Origin of the sequence: Anabaena sp. UHCC 0399 (assembly GCF_034931465.1) — a bacterium.
GTDB lineage: Bacteria > Cyanobacteriota > Cyanobacteriia > Cyanobacteriales > Nostocaceae > Trichormus > Trichormus minutissimus.
Genome location: NZ_JAYGGZ010000017.1, coordinates 1 through 20491 on the forward strand (window position 1 = coordinate 1; position 20491 = coordinate 20491).

General features: G+C 39.7%; 19 protein-coding genes and 1 pseudogene. 8 read left to right on the forward strand and 12 right to left on the reverse strand.

The window, feature by feature from the left end; translation table 11 throughout:
• From VB693_RS11425 to VB693_RS11440, 4 genes are all read right to left on the reverse strand, one after another.
• Positions 1-1866: TonB-dependent siderophore receptor (locus VB693_RS11425; protein WP_323266370.1), on the reverse strand; the 1866-nt coding region annotated here is incomplete at its 3' end.
• Positions 1867-2180: 314 nt separating this feature from the next.
• The gene (locus VB693_RS11430) at positions 2181-2642 is read right to left on the reverse strand and encodes a hypothetical protein (protein WP_323266371.1); all 462 of its coding nucleotides are present in this window, start codon (positions 2640-2642) and stop codon (positions 2181-2183) included.
• A 172-nt stretch (positions 2643-2814) separates the two neighbouring features.
• Positions 2815-3615: a class I SAM-dependent methyltransferase gene (locus tag VB693_RS11435; RefSeq protein ID WP_323266372.1), complete on the reverse strand. Its 801-nt coding sequence runs from the start codon at positions 3613-3615 to the stop codon at positions 2815-2817.
• A gap of 52 nt (positions 3616-3667) precedes the next feature.
• On the reverse strand, positions 3668-4693 hold the full coding sequence (locus VB693_RS11440) for an AraC family transcriptional regulator (protein ID WP_323266373.1): 1026 nt from the start codon (positions 4691-4693) through the stop codon (positions 3668-3670).
• A gap of 131 nt (positions 4694-4824) precedes the next feature.
• On the opposite strand from VB693_RS11440, the pseudogene VB693_RS29020 reads away from it, so the two are divergent.
• A pseudogene (locus VB693_RS29020) lies at positions 4825-4980 on the forward strand (iron chelate uptake ABC transporter family permease subunit); the annotation flags it as partial.
• A 240-nt stretch (positions 4981-5220) separates the two neighbouring features.
• The gene (locus VB693_RS11445) at positions 5221-6288 is read left to right on the forward strand and encodes a DUF3616 domain-containing protein (RefSeq protein ID WP_323266374.1); all 1068 of its coding nucleotides are present in this window, start codon (positions 5221-5223) and stop codon (positions 6286-6288) included.
• Here the strand turns inward: VB693_RS11445 and VB693_RS11450 are convergent.
• Positions 6285-6689 (reverse strand): NIL domain-containing protein, encoded by a 405-nt coding sequence (locus VB693_RS11450; protein ID WP_323266375.1) that lies wholly within the window; start codon positions 6687-6689, stop codon positions 6285-6287. The two genes, VB693_RS11445 and VB693_RS11450, sit on opposite strands and share 4 nt — an antisense overlap.
• 211 nt (positions 6690-6900) lie before the next feature.
• On the opposite strand from VB693_RS11450, the gene VB693_RS11455 reads away from it, so the two are divergent.
• Positions 6901-7476, forward strand: a complete 576-nt coding sequence (locus VB693_RS11455; protein WP_323266376.1) for a thioredoxin family protein — start codon at positions 6901-6903, stop codon at positions 7474-7476.
• Between the two features lie 188 nt (positions 7477-7664).
• On the opposite strand, the gene VB693_RS11460 is transcribed toward VB693_RS11455, so the two are convergent.
• The 4 genes from VB693_RS11460 to VB693_RS11475 form a co-directional block, all read right to left on the reverse strand.
• Positions 7665-8252 (reverse strand): cytochrome b, encoded by a 588-nt coding sequence (locus VB693_RS11460; RefSeq protein ID WP_323266377.1) that lies wholly within the window; start codon positions 8250-8252, stop codon positions 7665-7667.
• A 237-nt stretch (positions 8253-8489) separates the two neighbouring features.
• The gene (locus VB693_RS11465) at positions 8490-8729 is read right to left on the reverse strand and encodes a DUF6737 family protein (protein WP_323266378.1); all 240 of its coding nucleotides are present in this window, start codon (positions 8727-8729) and stop codon (positions 8490-8492) included.
• A 45-nt stretch (positions 8730-8774) separates the two neighbouring features.
• Complete coding sequence (locus VB693_RS11470; protein ID WP_323266379.1) at positions 8775-9248, reverse strand: hypothetical protein; 474 nt, start codon at positions 9246-9248, stop codon at positions 8775-8777.
• A 234-nt stretch (positions 9249-9482) separates the two neighbouring features.
• Positions 9483-10865, reverse strand: a complete 1383-nt coding sequence (locus VB693_RS11475) for a cytochrome P450 (protein WP_323266380.1) — start codon at positions 10863-10865, stop codon at positions 9483-9485.
• 257 nt (positions 10866-11122) lie between these two features.
• On the opposite strand from VB693_RS11475, the gene VB693_RS11480 reads away from it, so the two are divergent.
• The 3 genes from VB693_RS11480 (at position 11123) to VB693_RS11490 (ending at position 14481) form a co-directional block, all read left to right on the forward strand.
• Positions 11123-11755 (forward strand): ParA family protein, encoded by a 633-nt coding sequence (locus VB693_RS11480; protein ID WP_323266381.1) that lies wholly within the window; start codon positions 11123-11125, stop codon positions 11753-11755.
• Complete coding sequence (locus VB693_RS11485; RefSeq protein WP_190708246.1) at positions 11755-12378, forward strand: hypothetical protein; 624 nt, start codon at positions 11755-11757, stop codon at positions 12376-12378. Before VB693_RS11480 ends, VB693_RS11485 begins: the two co-directional genes overlap by 1 nt.
• 402 nt (positions 12379-12780) lie before the next feature.
• Positions 12781-14481 carry a hypothetical protein gene (locus tag VB693_RS11490; RefSeq protein WP_323266382.1) on the forward strand — a complete coding sequence of 567 codons (1701 nt, stop codon included), beginning with the start codon at positions 12781-12783 and terminating at the stop codon, positions 14479-14481.
• A 31-nt stretch (positions 14482-14512) separates the two neighbouring features.
• On the opposite strand, the gene VB693_RS11495 is transcribed toward VB693_RS11490, so the two are convergent.
• Positions 14513-16852: a tetratricopeptide repeat protein gene (locus VB693_RS11495; protein WP_323266383.1), complete on the reverse strand. Its 2340-nt coding sequence runs from the start codon at positions 16850-16852 to the stop codon at positions 14513-14515.
• 386 nt (positions 16853-17238) lie between these two features.
• On the opposite strand from VB693_RS11495, the gene VB693_RS11500 reads away from it, so the two are divergent.
• A complete protein-coding gene (locus VB693_RS11500) occupies positions 17239-17505 on the forward strand; it encodes a hypothetical protein (protein WP_190708240.1) in 267 nt (88 codons plus the stop codon).
• Between the two features lie 60 nt (positions 17506-17565).
• Complete coding sequence (locus VB693_RS11505) at positions 17566-17793, forward strand: hypothetical protein (protein ID WP_190708238.1); 228 nt, start codon at positions 17566-17568, stop codon at positions 17791-17793.
• 391 nt (positions 17794-18184) lie between these two features.
• Here the strand turns inward: VB693_RS11505 and VB693_RS11510 are convergent, their stop codons facing one another.
• Together VB693_RS11510 and bioD are read right to left on the reverse strand one after the other, a co-directional pair.
• Positions 18185-19489 (reverse strand): M20 family metallopeptidase, encoded by a 1305-nt coding sequence (locus VB693_RS11510; RefSeq protein ID WP_323266384.1) that lies wholly within the window; start codon positions 19487-19489, stop codon positions 18185-18187.
• 69 nt (positions 19490-19558) lie between these two features.
• Complete coding sequence (bioD, locus tag VB693_RS11515; RefSeq protein WP_323266385.1) at positions 19559-20236, reverse strand: dethiobiotin synthase; 678 nt, start codon at positions 20234-20236, stop codon at positions 19559-19561.
• Positions 20237-20491: the final 255 nt, after the last annotated feature.

The following is a 20491-nucleotide window of genomic DNA, read 5'->3' on the forward strand; positions in this document are numbered from 1 at the left end:
ACCAATACGGGGACTAAAGGCTTCATCTTGTTGAGAAGAAGTTGTTTCACCTTGAGCATTTTCGGATTTTTGGTTGACAATATCAAATCTACCACCTAGAACCAATTTAAAGTTTTCTGAGAGGGAAATTTGGTCTTGCAAATAGATACCTAAACCCTCGGAAATAAAAGGTTCATTAGGAAATTCGTCAAGTTCTGCGCCAAGACTATCGCGGCGATAAATGGGATTAAAAATGTCTAGGGGAGCAAGTTCTCTTTCAAAGACCCTGCCTTCGTTATAAGAAATATCTCTTGAAAGGTCAATCCCAAATAAAATTTTGTGTTCAATACTACCTGTTTTGAAATTGCCGACAATATTCGTATCTAAGTTGTAGGCTTGTTGGGCGAATTTAGCAACAACTAAACCTCTTTCTAGTGTGCGGTTATCATCTAATAGTGCAGAGGGAAACAAAGAATTTTGTGCGACACTTAAATAGGAAAAGATAAAGTTATTACGTAACTGCCAATCTTCGTTAAACCGATGCTCAAAATTGTAGCCAATGCGTAGAGATTGACGGTTGTTTTTATCAATTTCATCAAAAGGCTCGCCAATAAAACGATTACGGGGGATTTTACCGTTGGGGTTAGGTAAGACTGTACCCACAGCAGGTAAACCCCGGTCATTAGGTTGTTTTTGGTCTGAATACTCAGCCTCTAAAGTTAATTGAGTGTTCTTACCCATTAGCCAAGTTAAGCTAGGAGCAATAAGGAAACGCTCTCTTTCAAAAAAATCAACAAATGTGTCTGTTGTCGATACAGATGCGTTTAACCGATATAGTAAAGTTTTGTCATTATTTAATGGCCCGGTAAAATCTATAGAACCGCCATAGGTGTCAAAACTACCAATAGTTCCCTCAAAGGAATAAGAAGGAGTGCTTTGGGGTTTTTTCGTGACGATATTAATCGTACCTCCAGCACCCCCTTGTCCAAATAGAACTGATGCTGGCCCCCGCAAAACTTCTATCTGTTCTATATTTTCAGTATTCACATTACTTGTGATATTAGTATCGTCCCTTAGTCCGTTACGGATGATATTACGGTTACTAAAACCACGAATGGTAAATCCTTCAAAAACTGAACGTTCTGAGTTATCGGCTATAACACCTGGTGCATTTTTCAAAGCTTCGTTCAAACGCCTCACTTGCTGGTCTTGCAGGACTTGTTGAGGTATTACCTGAATTGCTTGGGGTACATCACGCAGAGGCGCATCTGTTTTTGTGGCGGTGCTGGCTGTAGGTATGCGATAACTATCCCGTTCACCTGTGACAGTCAACTCAATTGGTTCATTACTTTCGGCTGTTGGTTGTTCTGGTGGTGTTTCACTCGTCGGCTGTTCTGGTGGCTGTGTTTCTGAAGCCACAGGTGCAAGTGTAAAAATTAAACCTTCATCACTATCAAATAACTCTGCTGTGGGTAAACCCGCCTCACCTGTTACCGTTACCCGCACAGTATTAGCATCAGCTTGAGTGACACTTACAGATACAATCCCGCTTACTGGATTAGCAATGCTAAATTCTTTACCTTCAGACAATGCTAAGACTGCATTAGGAACATCTGCAATATAATTATTCTCTGCACTTTTAATGACAGGACGAAGTGCTTCTGGTGTAGCACTTTCTAAAATGACTTCAATACCCTTTTCTGTATTATTGACTTTTACGCCTGTCACTTGCACAGGTGCAACATCATTTTGTTGTGCCAGTAGTAACTTTGCTGTACTGCTAGAATAGTGTGGTTTAGTTTCCGCAACAGCTGGTTGTACAAGCAATGAGACAAATGCCAACACAATCCCGGCTGAGATAATTTCTTTAGATGGTCGAGACTCCATACCCCTCACTCCACAAAGTCAAACTCAATATTGCAAGTAATTTGCAACTGTCTGTGGAAAGAGTTTATGTAATTTATGAGGTGTAAGTCTATATAGTAGACGGAGAGTTTTAGACCATAGCGGGAGAGTGTGATTAATTTTTGACATTGACCCGCAAGTAAGCAGCAAATATATTGCAACAAGTTGTAAGTCAAAGATAGTGCGGGTTAAACGGCGATGGGCTACGCCCCAGCTTTTCTGCGGTTCTCTATGGGTACGGCGAGGCGATCGCAATACATTTTATACATTTAACTTCGCCTGTGTCGTCTTTACCACTAGGTTAGGCTTTTTGAAAGTAAAAGTGAGGGCAGTTGTTCTAATACCAGAGAATTAGCAATAGGTGCGCCAATTACGTCACCCCAGAGGGTGTAGTCTACAAAGTAAACTCGTTCTTCTTTCCATGCTCTGGAATTGTGCAATATGGCTGTCAGCAAAACCCAGCCAAGATATTTATATAACAAAGCGATGATGTCTCGAAACTTAGTAGGCAATTTATCTAAATGAGCAAATATCAAACTTTTAAATAAAGTATATTCAATATGAATATCTAATTTTAAAACCCTTTCTTGTGCTTTCCATTCCTTCCAACAAGCTTCGCCAGTATCTAGTTCTAATGTGATAAAATTTTGTCCTCTTTTTAAATCCATACTAGGATAATGACCCAAAAGATTAAAACCTAATTCTAAATAAGTAGAAGGTTGAGTTGGGCAAATTTCGACAACTAAGTTTTCTTGCAACTTATAATCATCTATTAAAAGAGAAATTCCGGGACGCAAGTGAAACCAACGTCTACAACCATAACTTATCCCCTTGGTCTTAGGGAATTTTCATTTTTCTCTTTAATTAAAAAATTGACTAAATCATCAATGATTGCATGAATAGCCTTTGAACCCAAATGTAAAACTTTACTCATTCTGCACCCGTATACGCCCATATCTCAAACTTAGCTTCAGATGATAACTCTGTTGTCAACGAACCGTAATGTTCAACACAAAACTCTTCAAACTCGCTCATTACATGATGAAATATTTCATCCGACACCAGCCAACATAAACCGTATGCCCGTGATTTGAAAAAACTGAGGAGTTCTTCAACAGTGTTGCTTACCGTCCACTCTTTGGCAATCACATACTTTGACTGATAACCTTTGCTGTGAAAATAGTCTTCTAGGTTGATTTCTTCAATTACTTTATTGACACGCTTCGGTACTTCTTTCACTTCGTATTTAGCTAAAATAGCTCTTAAATAACGCTCAAATTTCATGCGGGCAGGTGGGGTAATCCATTGAGCATTGAGATAGAAACCTTGTGGTTTCAAGACGCGATGAATCTCATCTAAAAACATTTTTTTATTGGAAATGCCGTGAACCATGTGAACGGTTAACACAACATCAAAACTCTTATCTGTAAAAGGTAGTTGTGAAGCATCTGCATGAATCAAGTTCAGATTTTGAGGAATTTTGTGCAGTTTTTGTCTTAATTGGTCAAGCATTGCTTGAGAAACATCAATTCCAGTTACAGAATAACCGCGTCTGACGAAAGGAAGAACATTTAAGCCCGTACCAATACCAGGTTCTAAAAAAGATGTCTCATCTGTTGCATCTACTAATTCAAGAATAAAATCTGCAACTTCCTCAGCGACGGATTCTGTTAACCAACGGGTTTGGTCGTAAAGGTGAGCAATGTTGTCGTAATAGGTAGACTTGATCATTTTGCTGAACTTTATACAGTAATTTAAATGATATTATTAATTTTTGTCTCATTTAACACTTTTCTAAAGATCGACCTAACCGACAATCTTGGGGAGTGATACCAAACTTGCGTTTAAAGGCGGCGGCGAAGTGGCTTTGATTAGCATAACCAACTGTGTTGACTACAGTTCTCACGTTCTGCTTTTGTTCCTGTAGCAACTTTCGCGCTATTTCTAGGCGATAGTCGCGCAAATATCCAAATACTGTAGTACCGAATATTTCACGAAAACCGTACTTGAGTTTGTTGTCATTAATGCCGACTTTTTTCGCTAAGTCGATTAATGACGGTGGATGATCATAGTTTTTGGTTATAATATGCTTGGCATGATAAATTTTCTCAACATCACTAGCTTTGAGATTAATGAGAGGTTGTTTATCTCCCTCACTCTCTATCAGTTGAGCAAACTGCAAAGCTAGCAATTCTAATACCTTGCCTTCCAGATACATTTTTTGTATTATCCCTTGATAGGGTACATTGAGCATTTGCTGTAATGCTGTCTGCATGGGTAGGCTAATCTTACCGACTTGGCGGTGAAATAGCGATGGAAAGTCACTTTCTAAAAAAGGCTGTAACTGTTTTGGTAGATGCTCTAGTCCATCGATGAAGGATTTAAAGAAGTCTAGGTCTATACAAATTTTAATTAAATAGATGCGATCGCCTGCAAAATATTGTTCTACTTCTTCAATATCTGGTAAGTAGAATAGGTAATTATTTCCTACTGTTTCTTGATAATTTTCTCTAACTCCTGGAATCCCTGGACAAATTACATTATGATTACCTGATAAATAAAATTTAGCTGTTAGTATGTAAGCACCAGAGTGATTAACTATACTATTAACTTGCTGGTAGTAATAATCATCAAAAATTTCTAGAACTAATCCTGGGCGAAATTCAACTACTTGGGAATAAGTATCACATAAGCTGTGGCGGAATCTCTGAATTTGGTCAAATCCTTTAGTATTATAGGATACCTCTAGATTTTCTAAAGTTTCCTGTTCAATTTGATTGATTTGCTCTTCCGTCAGGATATTTGTCATGCTTTAACGGCAATTTTGTGAACAAATTGCGAAGTATTCTTAACTAGAAAAAGTATTAATGCTTAATTTACAACAATCATGAGTATATTTGCAATAAGGAATTTATAGCATTAATCCTTGAGCTTGTCATACCAGGTGCTGCTTTGGGTATAAATAGTTTGCAAATGCAAACTCTCTTTAAAAATCCCTTGGCGATGCCTTTTGTGTTATGAATTAGTTCTGGTGCAAGTTTAGGTGTAGCGTTGGTAGTATTAACTGCAAGTATGACTACACCAGTGTTATTAAATTCTGATGAAATTTTACTAATGCACTACTTTAGCTTGTCAGTCCACTACGGGGAATCTGAGAATAGTAAGTAAGTCGGTGTGAATAAACCTAACTATGTTAAGTAATATAAAGTTATTGTGATCGAGTTCGTAGTAAGAACTTTAGTCCTACAATAAGGACTAAAGTCCTTACTACAAACCTTTAATTATTTACGCCGTTTTACTTAATAATGATATTTGTGATTTAAGGGATTCGATAAAATGACTAATTCACATTTCCTTAATCAAGTTTTATTAACATTTAGAGAAAATTTTGGAGAACATAGAAAAGATTTGTCCGCAGTCAGATTAACTCAAGACAAGTATTTATGGTTCGGTTCAGATGAAACATCAACAATTGAGCGATTATCTTTAGTTGATCAGGATAAATTTGCCGAACATCAACAATTTCGCGTGACAGAGTTTATGTCTTTACCTGCACCGGAAGATGAAGAAATTGATATTGAAGGTTTAGCCTGTGATGATTATTATTTATGGTTTGTAGGTTCACACAGCTATAAACGTAAAAATACTAAACCCGATAATACTGATAAGAAAAATATTTCTAGGTTAGCGAAGATCGAATCTGAACTCAACCGCTATATGTTAGGAAGAATCCCTTTAGTAGATGGACAATTACTCAAGTCTTGTCAACATCCAGAAAATCCTAATGTGCAGTTAAAGGCGGCTAAATTAGAGTTAACTAAATACAGTAATGTATTGATGGTGGCTTTAGCTGATGATCCGCATTTAGGTTTTTTTGTGAAAGCGGCTATTCCGGGAAAAGATAATGGTTTTGATATCGAAGGTTTAGCTGTCAATAAAAACAGGATTTTTTTAGGATTGCGTGGCCCTGTATTGAGGGGTTGGGCGATAATTTTGGAAATTGAGTTAGAAAGTTCTCAATCTGGCTTATTAAAATTACGCAAAATTGGTGCAGATAAAAAAGAATACAAAAAGCATTTTATCTGGTTGAATGGTTTAGGAATTAGAGATTTATGTTGGGATGGCGAAGACTTGTTAATTTTAGCCGGGCCGACTATGGATTTAGATGGAGTTGTACAAGTTTATCGGTTGAAAAATGGTGTGAATTTACCAGAAAATACTCTGCATAATCCCGATTTTGTCCAAGAAATTCCGCATGGCGATCGCAATAATCGTGCGGAAGGTATTACCATATTTTCAGATATCGCTGGTGTGTCTTCCCTGCTAGTAGTTTATGATTCTCCAGCCCCAGATAGACTAGTAGATGAGAGTAGTGTCCTAGCAGACGTATTCAGACTTGGTTAGAGATTGGTTGAGATAGCCTGGACTGGACACGTGGGAATACACTGCTCACAGACAATACAACGCGATCGCGTAAACGTTAGTTTATAGGTTTCTGGATGCAGACTCAAGGCTTCTGTGGGACAAACCCCAGTACACAAGCCACAGTGAACACACGCATCCTCATCAACAGCTATTTCCCCCAAGGTAGAAGAAACACTGATATGTCGCGATCGCATCCACTCTATAGCTGCATCTAATTGATCAATATCTCCCGATAGTTCTACAACTAGTTTACCAATTTGATTGGGCGCAACTTGGGCGCGGATAATATTGGCAGCAACATTAAACTCTTTCGCCAGTACATAAGTCACCGGCATTTGTATTGCACGTTTAGGGAAGGTGAGGGTAACTCGTTTTTTCACAGATTTAGCAGAGGCTTTTTATTAATGATAGTGGTGAGTAATGAGTAATGAGTGCTGAGTGCTGAGTAATGAGTAATGAGTGATGTTAGCGGTAGCGCGGCGTTTAGCCGGTGTTGAGTTGGCGTTTCCTCATCTTTGCTCCCCTACACCCGGCCTGTTTTACTCGGTTAAACTAAAAGAGAAATTAGTTAATAAGTTTTAATAAATTTTTATGACAAGTAATTCACCTGCAAAGCCGGAAACTACTGCTGGGACAAGATTGAGAAACTTTTTGATCGCTATAGTAGCGATCGCTCTCAGCGTTGCTTTATTCTTGGGATTACGAACTGAGACAAATTCTGCTTCTTTAGCCAACTTAGAGTCAGCATCTATACCCTTAGAAGTTGCTACCACTAACGGTAAGCCTTCTATTATAGAGTTTTACGCTAATTGGTGTACTGTCTGTCAAAAAATGGCCCCTGCGATCGCTGAACTAGAACAGCAGTATACTGACAAGGTGAATTTTGTCATGCTGAACGTAGATAATACTAAGTGGTTGCCAGAGATGCTGAAATATCGAGTAGATGGTATTCCCCACTTTGTATTTCTAAATAATACTGGGGAAAGTGTAGCTCAGGCGATCGGTGATCAACCACAAACAGTCATGGCCAGCAACCTAGAGGCTTTGGTGACAGGTTCTTCCTTACCTTATGCTCAAGCTAGCGGTAAAGTATCCCAATTCTCAGCACCAGTTACAACCACTAGCCAAGATGATCCGCGCAGTCATGGGATTCAGGTAGTTAATTAGGAGTGTAGGAGACAAAGGGGACAAGGTAGAGAGTTTCCCCAGTCCCCAGTCTTTCAATTTTGGATTTGCAATGAGTGGATTTTAGATTATTCAATCCAAAATCTAAAATCCGTCTTGAAAAGTTTCCTACGGCGGGAAACCCGCCTACAGAACTTTCCGCAAAATCTAAAATTCCTAGTCCCCAGTCCCTATTCACCAATTGTCTTTAACTTTTTCTTCATAAAAAAGCCTTGAAATCTGCGCCAGTTTGCTTTTACAACTTTCCATTGTTGTAGGGTATGTAGAATAACCAAAGCCAAAAATGTATAGGCTATCCAAAAATGAATGTTCCTACCTAAGTCTACTAAACTAGAGTTTTGTGGAAAAATATCGGGTAACGTCAACCCAAAAAAGGGGACGTTATTACTTCGATAAGAATTAGAAAAGAAGAACCCACTGACTGGAACTGCAAACATCAATAGATAAAGCAAAGTGTGCAGTGCAAATTTCCGTGTCCATTCAGGCGTAAACTTTGGCAAATTCTTAGTATATTTTCGCCACCATACCCGCAGCAAAACTAAAATCCGCCAAGTCAACAAAGCGACTACCAATGCTCCCATTGATTTGTGAAAATCATATAATTCTGATCTTAGGGGAGTTTCACGGGATAGACGCGCCATAGCTGAACCAGTGGTAAATAAAACTAGATAACAGGCGGCCATTATCCAATGTACAGACATGAGTTGCTTGAACGCAGAGTTAACTCTAGCTTTCCTAAATACTGGCGTTAAATCCATACAAACACACCTGATTTTGGCATGGGTTCATTTTGAAATTTTATTGAGCGTTAGCAGTCATCTATGAATCAATGTGTTAAAAAATAGTGCCACAATTGTGACGTTAATAGCATTTTCAATTGTTCCCTTCTGACTCTGAATATTCCTCTGTGTTCTGCAAGTAATTTTTAGCAAATAAAGATTATTCACTTCGCTAATAATTCTACGCGCAAGGAAAAATCAAACCAGGCATGAGTGCTATACCTTATCTTGCTGATAAGTTTCTAAAACACCACTACGCATGATTAATGGTGGCCATATCAACAGAAAAAAGCCCATCCATATCAACACAGGTATGGAAATAATAACTGTCAGCCAAATAATTTTAAAAAGTAACCAGCTACCACTAATAATAGTGATGCCAGTGAGTAAGATTGACCAAGGTTGACACCACCAAGGCTTATATTTCCAGGGACTTAGAGGCTGTTGCTCAGACATGAGATTTTGTTTTTCTGTAATTAATCTTTGTCATACTTGTACTTGTTAGCGTCTACTCCTAATTTGCCCTCTCCACTCATCCAAAGAAACGTATTTATTTTCTATGATATCCAAAGCCTCAATTACACCACTGGAACTAAATACACGAAACCAATAAACTGTGTAATTGTGGTTGTTTGGATCATCTTCAAAAACGCGGATTGTGTAGTAAGGCTGGGTAGGACTAGGAACACTGTCTACGATCGCAGCTACTTTAATTGTTCTTCTAGAAAGCTGTTCTATTTCTTTGGCTTTACGTTGTACTAGGGGGAGTTTCCAGACTAAGCTAAGGGCTGTTTTTTCATCAATTTCTCTGGTAGTCTGAGCAACCTGGACAACATTATTTTTCTCTAATGCCGCTAATATTTGAGGCGTAGCTAGCTCTTGATTTAACCTACGTCTGGCGATTTGAGCCATTGCCATATGTCCCACGCCTACTAATAAAACAGTCACGATAGGATACAAAATGATTCTTTTCATGGATCTGTCCTTCAGAATTGCGATGAAATTTACAGGCAGGGTTGAAGACATTGATCGTTTTGGGTTACTTTACAAATCTTAATTAAGTAATTTTACAATAAAACCAGAACAGGTTAACAAATAAAACAATTTCGCAGATGCAAGTTGGGTTAAGCGCAGTGAAACCCAACAGAGATATCGGTGTTGATGGTGGGGATTTAAACCCACCATATGCGTTGATAAGTGATAACTGATTTAAACTCCTACAGGTGTATTTGCTTGCCTAACCTGTGGTGTTGCTATCATTCGCATTCCGGCTGGTGCTGCTAAAGTTAAACCACGACGTATAGGACGCACGGGACGTTTATTCACTAGAGAAACTTGATACTGCGATAAAATCGTCGCCAAGGCAATTTTCATTTCATACTGGGCAAATGCTAAACCTATACAGCGACGATTCCCACCACCAAAGGGCAAATATTCATAAGGGGAAAATTGCTTTTCTAAAAAGCGTTCCGGTTGAAATTGTTTAGGCTGTGGGTAAACTGTTTCGCGGTGGTGTGCTAAATAAATACTGGGAACGACTAATGTTCCTTTGGGTAGTTGATAACCCATAACTTCAATTGGTGATTTGACAATCCGCAAAAATCCAGCCAGGACAATGGGATATATCCGCAGGGTTTCTTGACAAACGGCTGTCAAATACGGCAATCTAGCAATATTACTCGGTTCTGGGTTAAAACCGAGGGTATTTATTTCCTCTAATAACTTCTCCCGGACTTCTGGCAATTGGTCAAGCCAGTAAAAAGCCCAAGTCAATGCCGAAGCAGTAGTTTCATGTCCTGCAACCAACATTGTCATTAATTCATCACGTAATTCCACATCTGACATCGGCTGTCCGTCGTCATAACGAGCCGAGATTAATAAACTGAGAATATCTTGGCGATTTGCCCCAGACTCAGCCCGACGTTCCGCAATCAAAGCATAAATTAATTGGTCGATTTTTTGAATCAGGCGCACCACTCGCCCCCAAGGACTCCATGCACCTAAATCTTTTCGCATGAAATCAAAAAAGAAAGCGGTAGACATTAAAGGAGAACCAATCAAGTCTAATACGGTAGTCAGGGATTCCCGCAATTGTTGGAACATTGCCCCTTCATCTACGCCAAACACCACCCGCAAGATGACGCGCATGGTGATTTCTTGCATGGAGGCGCGGATATTAAAGGGTTTGCCAATCTCCCAATCGTTGGTTACTTGTTGAGTTATCTCCTGAATCGCTTGCCCGTAAGCCCGCATCCTCTCACCATGAAAAGGCGGTGTTAATAATTGCCGTTGACGCTGGTGGCGATCGCCTTCCAGTAAAATGACAGAATTATCCCCCAATAAAAACCTTAAAATGCCGTTCCCCCCTCCAGTCTCGAAACATTTAGCATCAGCCGTAAAAATCTGCTCTAATGCTTGGGGATGGCTGAAATAGACAATTTGGTTATCCTTATTGCGTCTCCAGACTGTGAAGTTATCACCATAAACCTTGGCAAAATCTTCCACATACTCCACTGGCTGAGTAATGAACTTGAACAGCCGGCGTAAATAATGGACTCTTGGCCCGTCGGGTAAGTTTTGAGTTGCTGTCATCTGAGTAGAAGTTCATATCTATTGCATTCTATTGTTACGAGTTTTTTTTATAGTGGGGATTTTTCTGGCTCTTCTAGCCACGACTCAAAATCAAATTAGAGAAATCAAGCCGTGTGCAACTTTCTCAGCCGCCTAACCTCCAACTCCTTCACTCTTAAAGCAGAAGCAAAAAAAAATTATTTTTTTTGATTTTTGAATTTTGATTTTTGAATTGAAGAAAGCGGTATATTCATGTAAGGCAGGGTCGGGAGTCAGAAGTGCCAAAAATCATCGCTATTCTTAACGGTAAGGGAGGAGTCGGTAAAACGACTACCGCAGTTAATTTGGCTGCCCAGTTTGGGAAAAAGAAAAAAGTTATTCTTGTAGACACAGATATTCAAGGTTCTGCTAGCTGGTGGTTTGGGCGGAATGAGAATGGTATGGGATTTGACCTATCCCAAGAAACAAATCCCCAACTGTTAAGTCAGTTGCAAGCAATCAAAGGTTACGATTTAGTAGTAGTGGATACGCCGCCCGCGCTGTACTCGGAAGCCTTGGCGGCCGTAGTAGCGATCGCAGATTATCTAGTGTTACCTACACCTCCAGCCGCAATGGATTTAGCCGCCCTGATTGAAACAGTCAAGGCTGCTGTAATTCCTGCTGGCGTTCCCCATCGAGTGTTACTCACAAAGGTTGATACACGGAGTATAAATGAAGCAATAGAAGCCCAACACACTCTCCAGAGGCTAGGGATTCCGGCTTGTAAGTCTTTTATTCGGATCTATAAAGCCCACGAACGGGCAGCATTGGAAGGTGTGGCAATTAATCAATGGCGAGGAAATAATGCTAGAGAGGCGGAGTCAGACTACCGCCGCGTAGCTGAAGAATTACAGCGTGATTGGAGAAAATAATGGCTAGAAAACAAAGTCTTTCGGACTTAATCCAAGAAGAAGCACAAAAATTTACACCCTCAGCAGGTGAATCTGCGATCGAAGTGGCTGCGGAAGCAGTTGTAGAAGATGCCGCAACCCCAGAAGAAATCACTGAACAAACACCGGAAGCATCGGCTACTAAGCGTACTAATCCCACCAAAGCTGATTTAGAAGTAACCATTAAAGAGTTACAAACTAGTTTAGCTGCATCTCAAAAAAGTTTAGCTGCGTCTCAAAAAAACGAAAAGGCTCTCCAGGCGCAAATAGTTGACTTACAATCAGCTTTAGCTGAACAACAAGCTTCAGTAGAAAAGGTGACAAAAGAACTTTTTGAGACGAAAAAAACCGCGCTGCAACTAGCTGAAGCTAATTCCCAACTCATAGAAGAAAGTAAATCCTTACAAAAGGAACAGGACACACTCATCGAAGCTAGTAAATCTTTAAAACAGGAACACGCAATACAAATTCAAAAACAACAAGAACAAAAAAGTTTTAAGCCTATTGTTAACTACAAAAAATCTCACCGCTCACCTGAACATATGCCAGTACAGCAAACAGATGCCCAGGAAGATTTTTCTGCTAATACTTGGTTGTATGACTAAAGGATAGGTGACAGGGGACAGGGGATAGGGGACAGGGGACAGGAAAGAAGCAGGGAGCAGGGAGCAGGGGAAATTCTACTCTAATGCCCAATTCCCAATGCTCAATACCCAATTCCCAGTCCTCTGGACTAGAATTTAATCAGGCTGATCTAATTTGAGTGCTAGAAGATGTGAGTTTATTTATATCTTGATACCAAGTCTGAAAAACTGGAAGTTACGGCAATAAAAACTAAGTCCGGATGGTGCGCGGACTAGTGAAAAATTAAAGTTTCACTCTAACTCTACTTCCCTCTTTGCTGTCACCTGTCACCTGTCACCTGTATTTCTGAAGAATTTGCGTGTCTTATACAATTTCGGGATGCCATTCCATACATATCCGCTTCTACATCCTGAGAATTGCTAATGAAATATTGGATATTGTCCATATTATTGCCTGTAATGGTGATTTCTCATCCTATTGCTGTACAGGCGGCGGCTAGTATAATTGTTGATGCTGGTGATAAATCTCTCCATATCACTGGTTGGTTGGGTGAAGAAAGTGCTTTGGTTGGCAATTTGCGCTTGACTGCTCAAGGTGAAAATATTGAGAAAGTTGTATTCTTAGCTTCAGACTTACGGCGCAAAGAAGGCGGTGAAATGATCAACCGTCAGCAAATAGCGATCGCTGGTGAATCACAACTTTCCGTCGGGATTCCGCAAGATTTCCAATTGCGGGTAACTAATATTCGTCTCCCTGGCACGTATGAAGGGACAGTACAAGTATTTCTACCCAATCAATCCCAACAGCTAGTCCAAACTATTCCTCTCCAGGTGATTGCTAAAGTTAGACCAAATCTGATTCCTGTGGGGGGTACGGAACAAATTCAACTGCGTCTAGTTAACTGTGACGGTTTTCTGGGATTTTTTGATTGTCTCATTGCTAAAGGGTTACTCCCAGCCAGTGCATTTTTAAACCAATGGCAATTGCAATTTGATAACCCTACCCAAGCACCGGTCAGCATCATTGATACTAAAGTCATCCTCAAAGGTGAGCAAACTGGATATCAATTAACCGAACAGAGTCTGAGTTTACCGCAAGGGCAAATCATTTTAGCGAGCGATCGCATCATGAGTTTACCTTTAACTTTAAATCGCTCTGTTATCCCCCCAGACCGTTATACAGGTGCTATCTACCTGACTTTATCTGGACAAACTCAACGATTAGTCATCCCCATAGATTTAAAAATGCGGTCTGGGCCGATGTTACCTCTGATGGTGTTAATTTTTGGTGTCCTTTTAGGACGATTATTTAAATATATGCAAGAGTCTGGCGGTCATCTCACCAGAGCTATTACAGCAGTTTATCGTCTCAAATCTCGCATCAAACAAGAAGTGGAAAACCCAGAAGACCAGAAAATATTACAACGGATGGTAGATTGGGTAGAGCAATTAATTAGATGGGAAAAAATAGATCAGGCATTTGCAGAAATAGCCGCGATTGAAGCCAGACTCGAAGCATTAGATAAACTCCGCAAAATCGAGATGCAATTACTGGAAATTAATGGAGAAGTAAATTTATCTAAATTTGCTCAAGAATTGCAGAGAGATATTGCTAAAACTCGGATATTTCTGGCACAAAAAAATGATGCCGCCGCTAAAAAAGCGATGCAAGCAGTAATGAGAGGTATGGCCACCCTCAATCAAAAAATGGATGTTAACAATGGCATCAGGCAAAGTCAGCCTTTTTTCTCTCTGGAATTAGCTAACGCTGTCAATGATTCATTAATTCGGGCTGATGAAGTTTCTCCTCACGATTTACCAGATCAGTCTAATTGGGAAATCCGCTTGCAGGATTTTTTAGTATTACTCTCTGGTGTATCTGATGATGTTCGCATTGGTGCTACAGTTTGGCTTATCCGACCATTTTTATCGCTGACTTTACTAGTCGGCTTATCTTTGGTAGGTCTTGGTTCGCTTTATGTAGATAATGGTCTTACGTTTGGTTCTAAGCCTTTTTCTGATTATTTGGGATTAATTTTATGGGGCATTAGTGCTGATGTGGCTAGCCGTAATCTCAGCAGTTTACAAAGTCGTAATAGAGATGATGATTCTAATCTCATTTAATTTTTTTATAAGTTTTTGCAATTATTTTCTATCAATATGACATTGCTATTCTAACTTTCTCAACTTGTTTAGGTGCTGGCATATCATTAAAAAGTGCGATCGCTCGATTAAAATTATCCTGGCTCTCTTTCATTTCACCAATTCTTTGATAAGTTAAACCTAATTGATAGTGGGCTTTAGCTAAATTGCATTTATCAGAAACCTTGGTCATGCTGGTAATCGCTTCTTGATGCTTATTTATCGCTATTGTAAACTCTCCTTGCTCTCGATACAAAGATGCTAGACAAGATATAGCTCGCGCTTCTAAAAAGGAAAACTCATTATATCGACAATGGGTAATTGCTTCATTGCAGTTTTCTAAGGCAGTTTCTATCTGTCCTAAGTTTTTGTAAGTTAAGCTAATAAATAATAAGCTGACTCCTCGACCCCAAGAGGTTAATCGGTCATTGCGTAATCCCCCATTTATCTCTTCTAGCATAGAATTTACATGGTTATTTTGACTCACTGAAGATTCTAAATAAGCTAAACAACATAGAGAATATACAACATATTGGTAATAAGTTTTATTATTGGCTACGAGGTTTTTTACCGAGTGCAAAAGATAATTAGCTCGCTCTACTTCCCATAAATCTATATAACAAAGGCCTAAATTAAAAATACTCGATACTTTCTCTTGAAAAAAATCACATTTTGTAGCTATTTCACTGGCTTTATGGTGACAATCCATTGCCCCGGAAATGTTACCAATTTGGTGATAGGCTCGTCCTAAGATATTATGTAATATACTCAAATGACACTCAGAATTTAAGTTCTGAATTAGAGGATTGATCACAGCAATCAATGTTTCTAACAAACCGACTCTAGTAAACAATACACCCAAAGATAGAACACTATCCCATCTATTTTGCCTACCTTGGATAATCACATTGGCGGCTTGCTCAAAATCACCAATTTCCATATAGTGATGATAAGCTTCTAGTGCCATCAGCGCATTTTGATGGTCTGCAACTTTAGTCACACTATTATTCCAAAACTCTGCTGCTTTGCGGTTAGTAATTTCCCATTCTCCGCTTTGCCGTAATCTGGCGATCGCTTCCGTACAAATCACTGGATGTAGCCAGTATTTCCCTTTACGAGATTCTATCAATAAACGGTCAAATAAAGATTTAATGACTCTTTTTGATTGTTGTTCTGGCACATCCCAGAGTAAACACTGGAGTCCTTGAATACCAACATGATTCACATCTTGATAACGATAGCATCCCAATCGACAAAGAAGTTTATAAGCCTCCCTATCCATTTGTTTTAAACGGTCAAATTGACTGGAAACTAAATGTTCTAGCTCCCTTTCAATTAATAAATCATCCCGATTTTCTCGCCAATAAACATCTGCATCTCCTTCAAAATCCGTCATAATCACGCCACTGATAATTTGCATCGCCTTCGCATTACCACCAAAGGCTTGCCACATTTGGCTGCGTGCTGTTAAACTCCCTTTCATCTGACGAATTGCAAAAAATTCTTGCCAAGCAGACTCATCCAACCCTTTGAGAGCATAGAAATTGACATCAACTCCAGACTCGTAGAGGCGTTCCCGACTAGTAATAAGTGTGACTGATTGGAGTGTGGGATCTGCTAAGACTCTTAATAGTTCTATATAAAGACGACGATCAGGTATAATGCAGCCATTTTTATCTAAGGCTGATTCCAGATTGTCAATTAATACGCCTGTTTTTCTGGTTTCATCCCGGAGTTTGCGCCGCAGTCGGTCGAGATTAGTCCCAAATTCCTTACCGGGTTCTTCGTTAAAGTGTCCTCTTAACCATTCCTCAACTACACTTTCCACAGAACCGATGTTTTGGGGTTCTTTCGCCATCCACAGTTCTAGGAGATAAAAACCCTGAGCTTTGAGATACTTACGCGCTAAGGTAGTTTTACCGACACCACCTTTACCTTGAATCAGAATAATTTTCGCACCGCAATTAACTAGGGAATTAATTTCAGCGATTTCGCGATCGCGTCCCACAAAGTTATAATCTGGTTCTTGTGGCTTGCCATTATTGACGGCTGAGTTTAAAATAGGTGTCGTTCTTGAGGATTGTTGCGATTTCCCGAATCTCTCCACAGCTGCGCGAAAAGTGGATTTCGAGACTTTTTCCCCCAGTACATCTGAAAGTGTATGCCACAGTTCCGCACCAACTGCTTTCAAATGTGCTTCTGTGTATCGACAAAGGTCAGCCATATCTTGATATGTCTGTTTTTTATCCTCCCACGCAGAACGCAAGATGACCCTTTGAACTATATCTAGATGTTTCCCTGTGTGATCAAATACCAACCTGTCCAAAAGCTCTAAGGCTTCTTCTGCACCCATCGATCATCGTCTGTATCATTGTTGGTTCATTATACTCATATTTTCACTGTTTCTTGCCTCATCCACATACCACAAACTACTTTTTCCTACCAAGTGGAAAATACTTAACTTACTTAATCCGACTGCAAACTAAATCAAACTGTATTACTCTTGTAATTAATACAGGCAAGTTAGGTTAATTGCCAAGTGAATGTGGTTGAGGAAAGATGAAAATCGCTACTACTTTTAATTGAATCCTGAGCAATCATAACTGAATAACCAATATTATCTAGCAAAACTGAATAAAAGTAGCGGTTACTAAATAGGCAGTAAAGATTAACTAACTAGATTCTGTAGAGAGTGTTTACAAATAGTGTGTAAGTCTTCACCCTACAGGAGGTTCAATAATGTTGAATAAAGAATGTCATCACGATTGCAATCATAGTTATTGCCCATTTGCTCAAGATACCAAGAACCCCAATAGATACGTTTGTCTTAAATGTGGTGTTGAGAGAGAAATAAATAGATACTCTGGATTTGGTTCATTGTTGATGTTGTTATTAATGTTATTTGCCGCATTTCAACTGATAGTTGTTTTAGAAAGACGTAACTATCAAAATCAGCAGCAACCAGAGTCAGCAGTCACAATTCAAGAGGAAGTCAGAATCCAGTAATTAGATTAATACTAAATTCAGGCTTCTGTATTTTTCTCCAACTATTTCCAGGAGTGCATTATGAACACAAATCAAGATACTATCCTCTTTCGTGTTACGTCTAGGTCATTGAAATACTTCTTGTTAATGTTTCTTGGCTTTTCTATTGTCTATGCTATTTCTCATGCTTTAGGAGGTTTAAACATCATTCCCATACTAGTTTATGTTTTACAACATTTATTTGTACCATTGGGAATCATGCTTTTTTGTTTAATTACAATCACCGTAATTTTTGAATCTTTGCGTTAGTAAGATATAAAAGTTGAAAAATGGTTTGTAGTCAGCACTTTAGTGCGTAGAAAATCAGGACTAAAGTCCTTACTACGAACCTTCTTTGCATTTATTATTTCTTCCAAGGAAATTTTGTCCCCATTTCAGTTAATGCAGAAAAGATGAGATACGCAATTAGTAAACCAACACCTGCGAAAAAAGCCAGTAATTCATTATCCATAAAAAAAGTCCGCTTGAGCGGACTAGGGTAGAAGGGTCAAATGATCGAAATTGACTATGAGATTCTTAAATCCCTCTTGTATTGTTAGCAATTAAGTATTCAAAATCAAGCATTAAGCAACAAGTTTGAGACATAATTACTAGAATTATGTCTTTGGTTGTAGATATTGGTAATCTAAAAAACATTAAATCAACTAAAAAACTTCTCCACGCATCGGATAAATATTTCTACACCCATTCCCAAGGCTGTTTCATCAAAATCAAACCGGGGATGATGATGGGGATAGGCTAAATCTTTTTCTGGATTAGCAGAACCGAGAAAGAAATAACAACCAGGAACTTCTTGTAAGAAAAATGACATATCCTCTCCGCCCATAGTTTGGCATTCTGGGACTATCCCCATAGGCGTTTCTACAATTTCCTCTGTAACCGATCGCACTAGCTCCGTAATACTTGTATCATTAATTACGGGGGGATAAAGTGACCCATATTCTAAATCATACTTTGCCCCATGACTTTGACAAATGCCAGCAATAATTTGCTCAATGCGTTGATGAAAGAAGCCTTGGAAAGCAGGGTTAAAATACCTCACAGTTCCTTTCATAGTGGCTGTGTCAGCAATCACATTGTGAGTTGTCCCTGCGTGGAGTGCGCCAACAGTCACCACGGCAGAATCAATGGGGTTGACATTCCGCGCCACAATGGTTTGTAAGGCGTTGACGATTTGGGCAGCCACTACCACAGAATCAACTGTTTGATGGGGTATTGCGCCATGTCCACCTTTACCCAAAATTTTACAGTCAAATAACTCTACAGCCGCCATCAACGCCCCACTGCGAACTCCCACAGTTCCCAAGGGCAAATTATTCCAGAGGTGCAACCCAATAATCGCATCAACATCAGGGTTTTTCAGGACTCCAGCCTCAATCATTGGCTTTGCGCCCCCTGGACTTTCTTCAGCAGGTTGGAAGATAATTTTTACCGTACCCGCAAAATCTTGACGGTGCTGTTGTAAATAATAAGCTGTTCCGAGCGCGATCGCAGTATGTCCGTCATGTCCGCAGGCGTGCATCACACCATCATGCTGTGAACAATAGGGTACTTCGTTGAGTTCTTGAATTGGCAAAGCATCCATATCTGCACGAATTGCCAAAACTTTATTAGTGCTGAGTGCTGAGTGCTGAGTGCTGAGTGAGGAGTGCTGAGTGCTGTTAGCGGTAGCGGGGCGTTTAGCCGGTGGGAAGTTATGAGTTGGGGGTTTTGTTCCTTTGATGGTGGCTACTATACCAGTTTTAGCAATCCCAGTTTGATGGTCAATTTCCCAGGTTTGTAATTTGTTGGAGATAAACTCAGCTGTTAGCTTTTCTTGAAAACCTAATTCTGGTTTTTGATGTAGTCGCCGTCGCCATTCTACTAACTGTGGTTGCAATGAACGAATTGCTAAACGCACACGCGATAGGTCAATGGAGGCGGGAGTGGGAAAGCTAGAAACCATCACAATTATTTTTGGCAGAGAATAGAATTTTTAACCACAGAGACACGGAGACACGGATAAAGAAAAAAGTTAAGATAGTTTTTCTAAGTCTAGATTTGAGGCGATTTGAGCGAGTTTATCGAGGTCGGTCAGGTTATCTATATATGGTAGATATCCCAATACGGGAATGTTGGTGAGGGATTGAATTAGGTCTTTTGGTGTTAAATCGGCAATTTCTGCGTCGGAATGGGGTTGTGTGCAGTTCAAGACAATACCTTTGAGGTTAATCCGTGTTTGTCTGGCTAAGGCTACATTAGCTACTGTGTGGCTGATTGCGCCTAATTTGACTGGAACTACTAAAATAGTGGGTAAACGCCATTCTCCAGCTAAGTCAGCTACTGTTAACTCATCAGTAACTGGTGAACCTAAACCACCTAATGATTCTATTAACAGAAAATCACACTGCGATCGCAATTTAGTTAAAGTTTGCCAGACTATCGCTAAATCCACTGGGCGATTTTCTTTAGCGGCGGCGATGGGGGGTGCTAAAGGTGCTTGAAAGTATAGGGGCGTAATTTCTTCAGGTGATTGTTCTAATTTAAATGTATTTTGATACCATTCGCGATCGCCTACTCCTGATTGAATTGGTTTCATAATCCCCAAGCGACTTTGAGGATAATATTTTTGCCAGTAGGCTGACAAAACGGTAGTCAAAACAGTTTTACCTGCTTCGGTATCAGTGCCAGTAATTAGTAGTTCTTTTAACAAGCGGGTTTAAATCTGGATAACCGGAATTACTTTTGAAGATGAATTTGCAATTGTTCACAAATCATCAACATTCTAATACATTGCTGTTGAAATTTCCTCAACAGCTAATCATCCCACTCTCCACGCTGTTCAACTCCCGCTACCGCTAACAGCACTCCTCACCGGCTAAACGCCGCGCTACCGCTAACAGCACTCAGCACTCCTCACTCCTCACTCCTCACTCCTCACTCCTCACTCAGCACCGGCTAAACGCCG

What these genes read in the sequence shown, in the direction of transcription:
- VB693_RS11500 (WP_190708240.1), top strand. Translation starts at nt 17,239, where the DNA reads ATGTTGAATAAAGAATGTCATCACGATTGCAATCATAGTTATTGCCCA.
- VB693_RS11455 (WP_323266376.1), top strand. Translation starts at nt 6,901, where the DNA reads ATGACAAGTAATTCACCTGCAAAGCCGGAAACTACTGCTGGGACAAGA.
- VB693_RS11470 (WP_323266379.1), bottom strand. Translation starts at nt 9,248, where the DNA reads ATGAAAAGAATCATTTTGTATCCTATCGTGACTGTTTTATTAGTAGGC.
- VB693_RS11435 (WP_323266372.1), bottom strand. Translation starts at nt 3,615, where the DNA reads ATGATCAAGTCTACCTATTACGACAACATTGCTCACCTTTACGACCAA.
- VB693_RS11440 (WP_323266373.1), bottom strand. Translation starts at nt 4,693, where the DNA reads ATGACAAATATCCTGACGGAAGAGCAAATCAATCAAATTGAACAGGAA.
- VB693_RS11475 (WP_323266380.1), bottom strand. Translation starts at nt 10,865, where the DNA reads ATGACAGCAACTCAAAACTTACCCGACGGGCCAAGAGTCCATTATTTA.
- VB693_RS11445 (WP_323266374.1), top strand. Translation starts at nt 5,221, where the DNA reads ATGACTAATTCACATTTCCTTAATCAAGTTTTATTAACATTTAGAGAA.
- VB693_RS11495 (WP_323266383.1), bottom strand. Translation starts at nt 16,852, where the DNA reads ATGGGTGCAGAAGAAGCCTTAGAGCTTTTGGACAGGTTGGTATTTGAT.
- VB693_RS11490 (WP_323266382.1), top strand. Translation starts at nt 12,781, where the DNA reads ATGAAATATTGGATATTGTCCATATTATTGCCTGTAATGGTGATTTCT.
- VB693_RS11460 (WP_323266377.1), bottom strand. Translation starts at nt 8,252, where the DNA reads ATGGATTTAACGCCAGTATTTAGGAAAGCTAGAGTTAACTCTGCGTTC.
- VB693_RS11510 (WP_323266384.1), bottom strand. Translation starts at nt 19,489, where the DNA reads ATGGTTTCTAGCTTTCCCACTCCCGCCTCCATTGACCTATCGCGTGTG.
- VB693_RS11485 (WP_190708246.1), top strand. Translation starts at nt 11,755, where the DNA reads ATGGCTAGAAAACAAAGTCTTTCGGACTTAATCCAAGAAGAAGCACAA.
- VB693_RS11505 (WP_190708238.1), top strand. Translation starts at nt 17,566, where the DNA reads ATGAACACAAATCAAGATACTATCCTCTTTCGTGTTACGTCTAGGTCA.
- VB693_RS11465 (WP_323266378.1), bottom strand. Translation starts at nt 8,729, where the DNA reads ATGTCTGAGCAACAGCCTCTAAGTCCCTGGAAATATAAGCCTTGGTGG.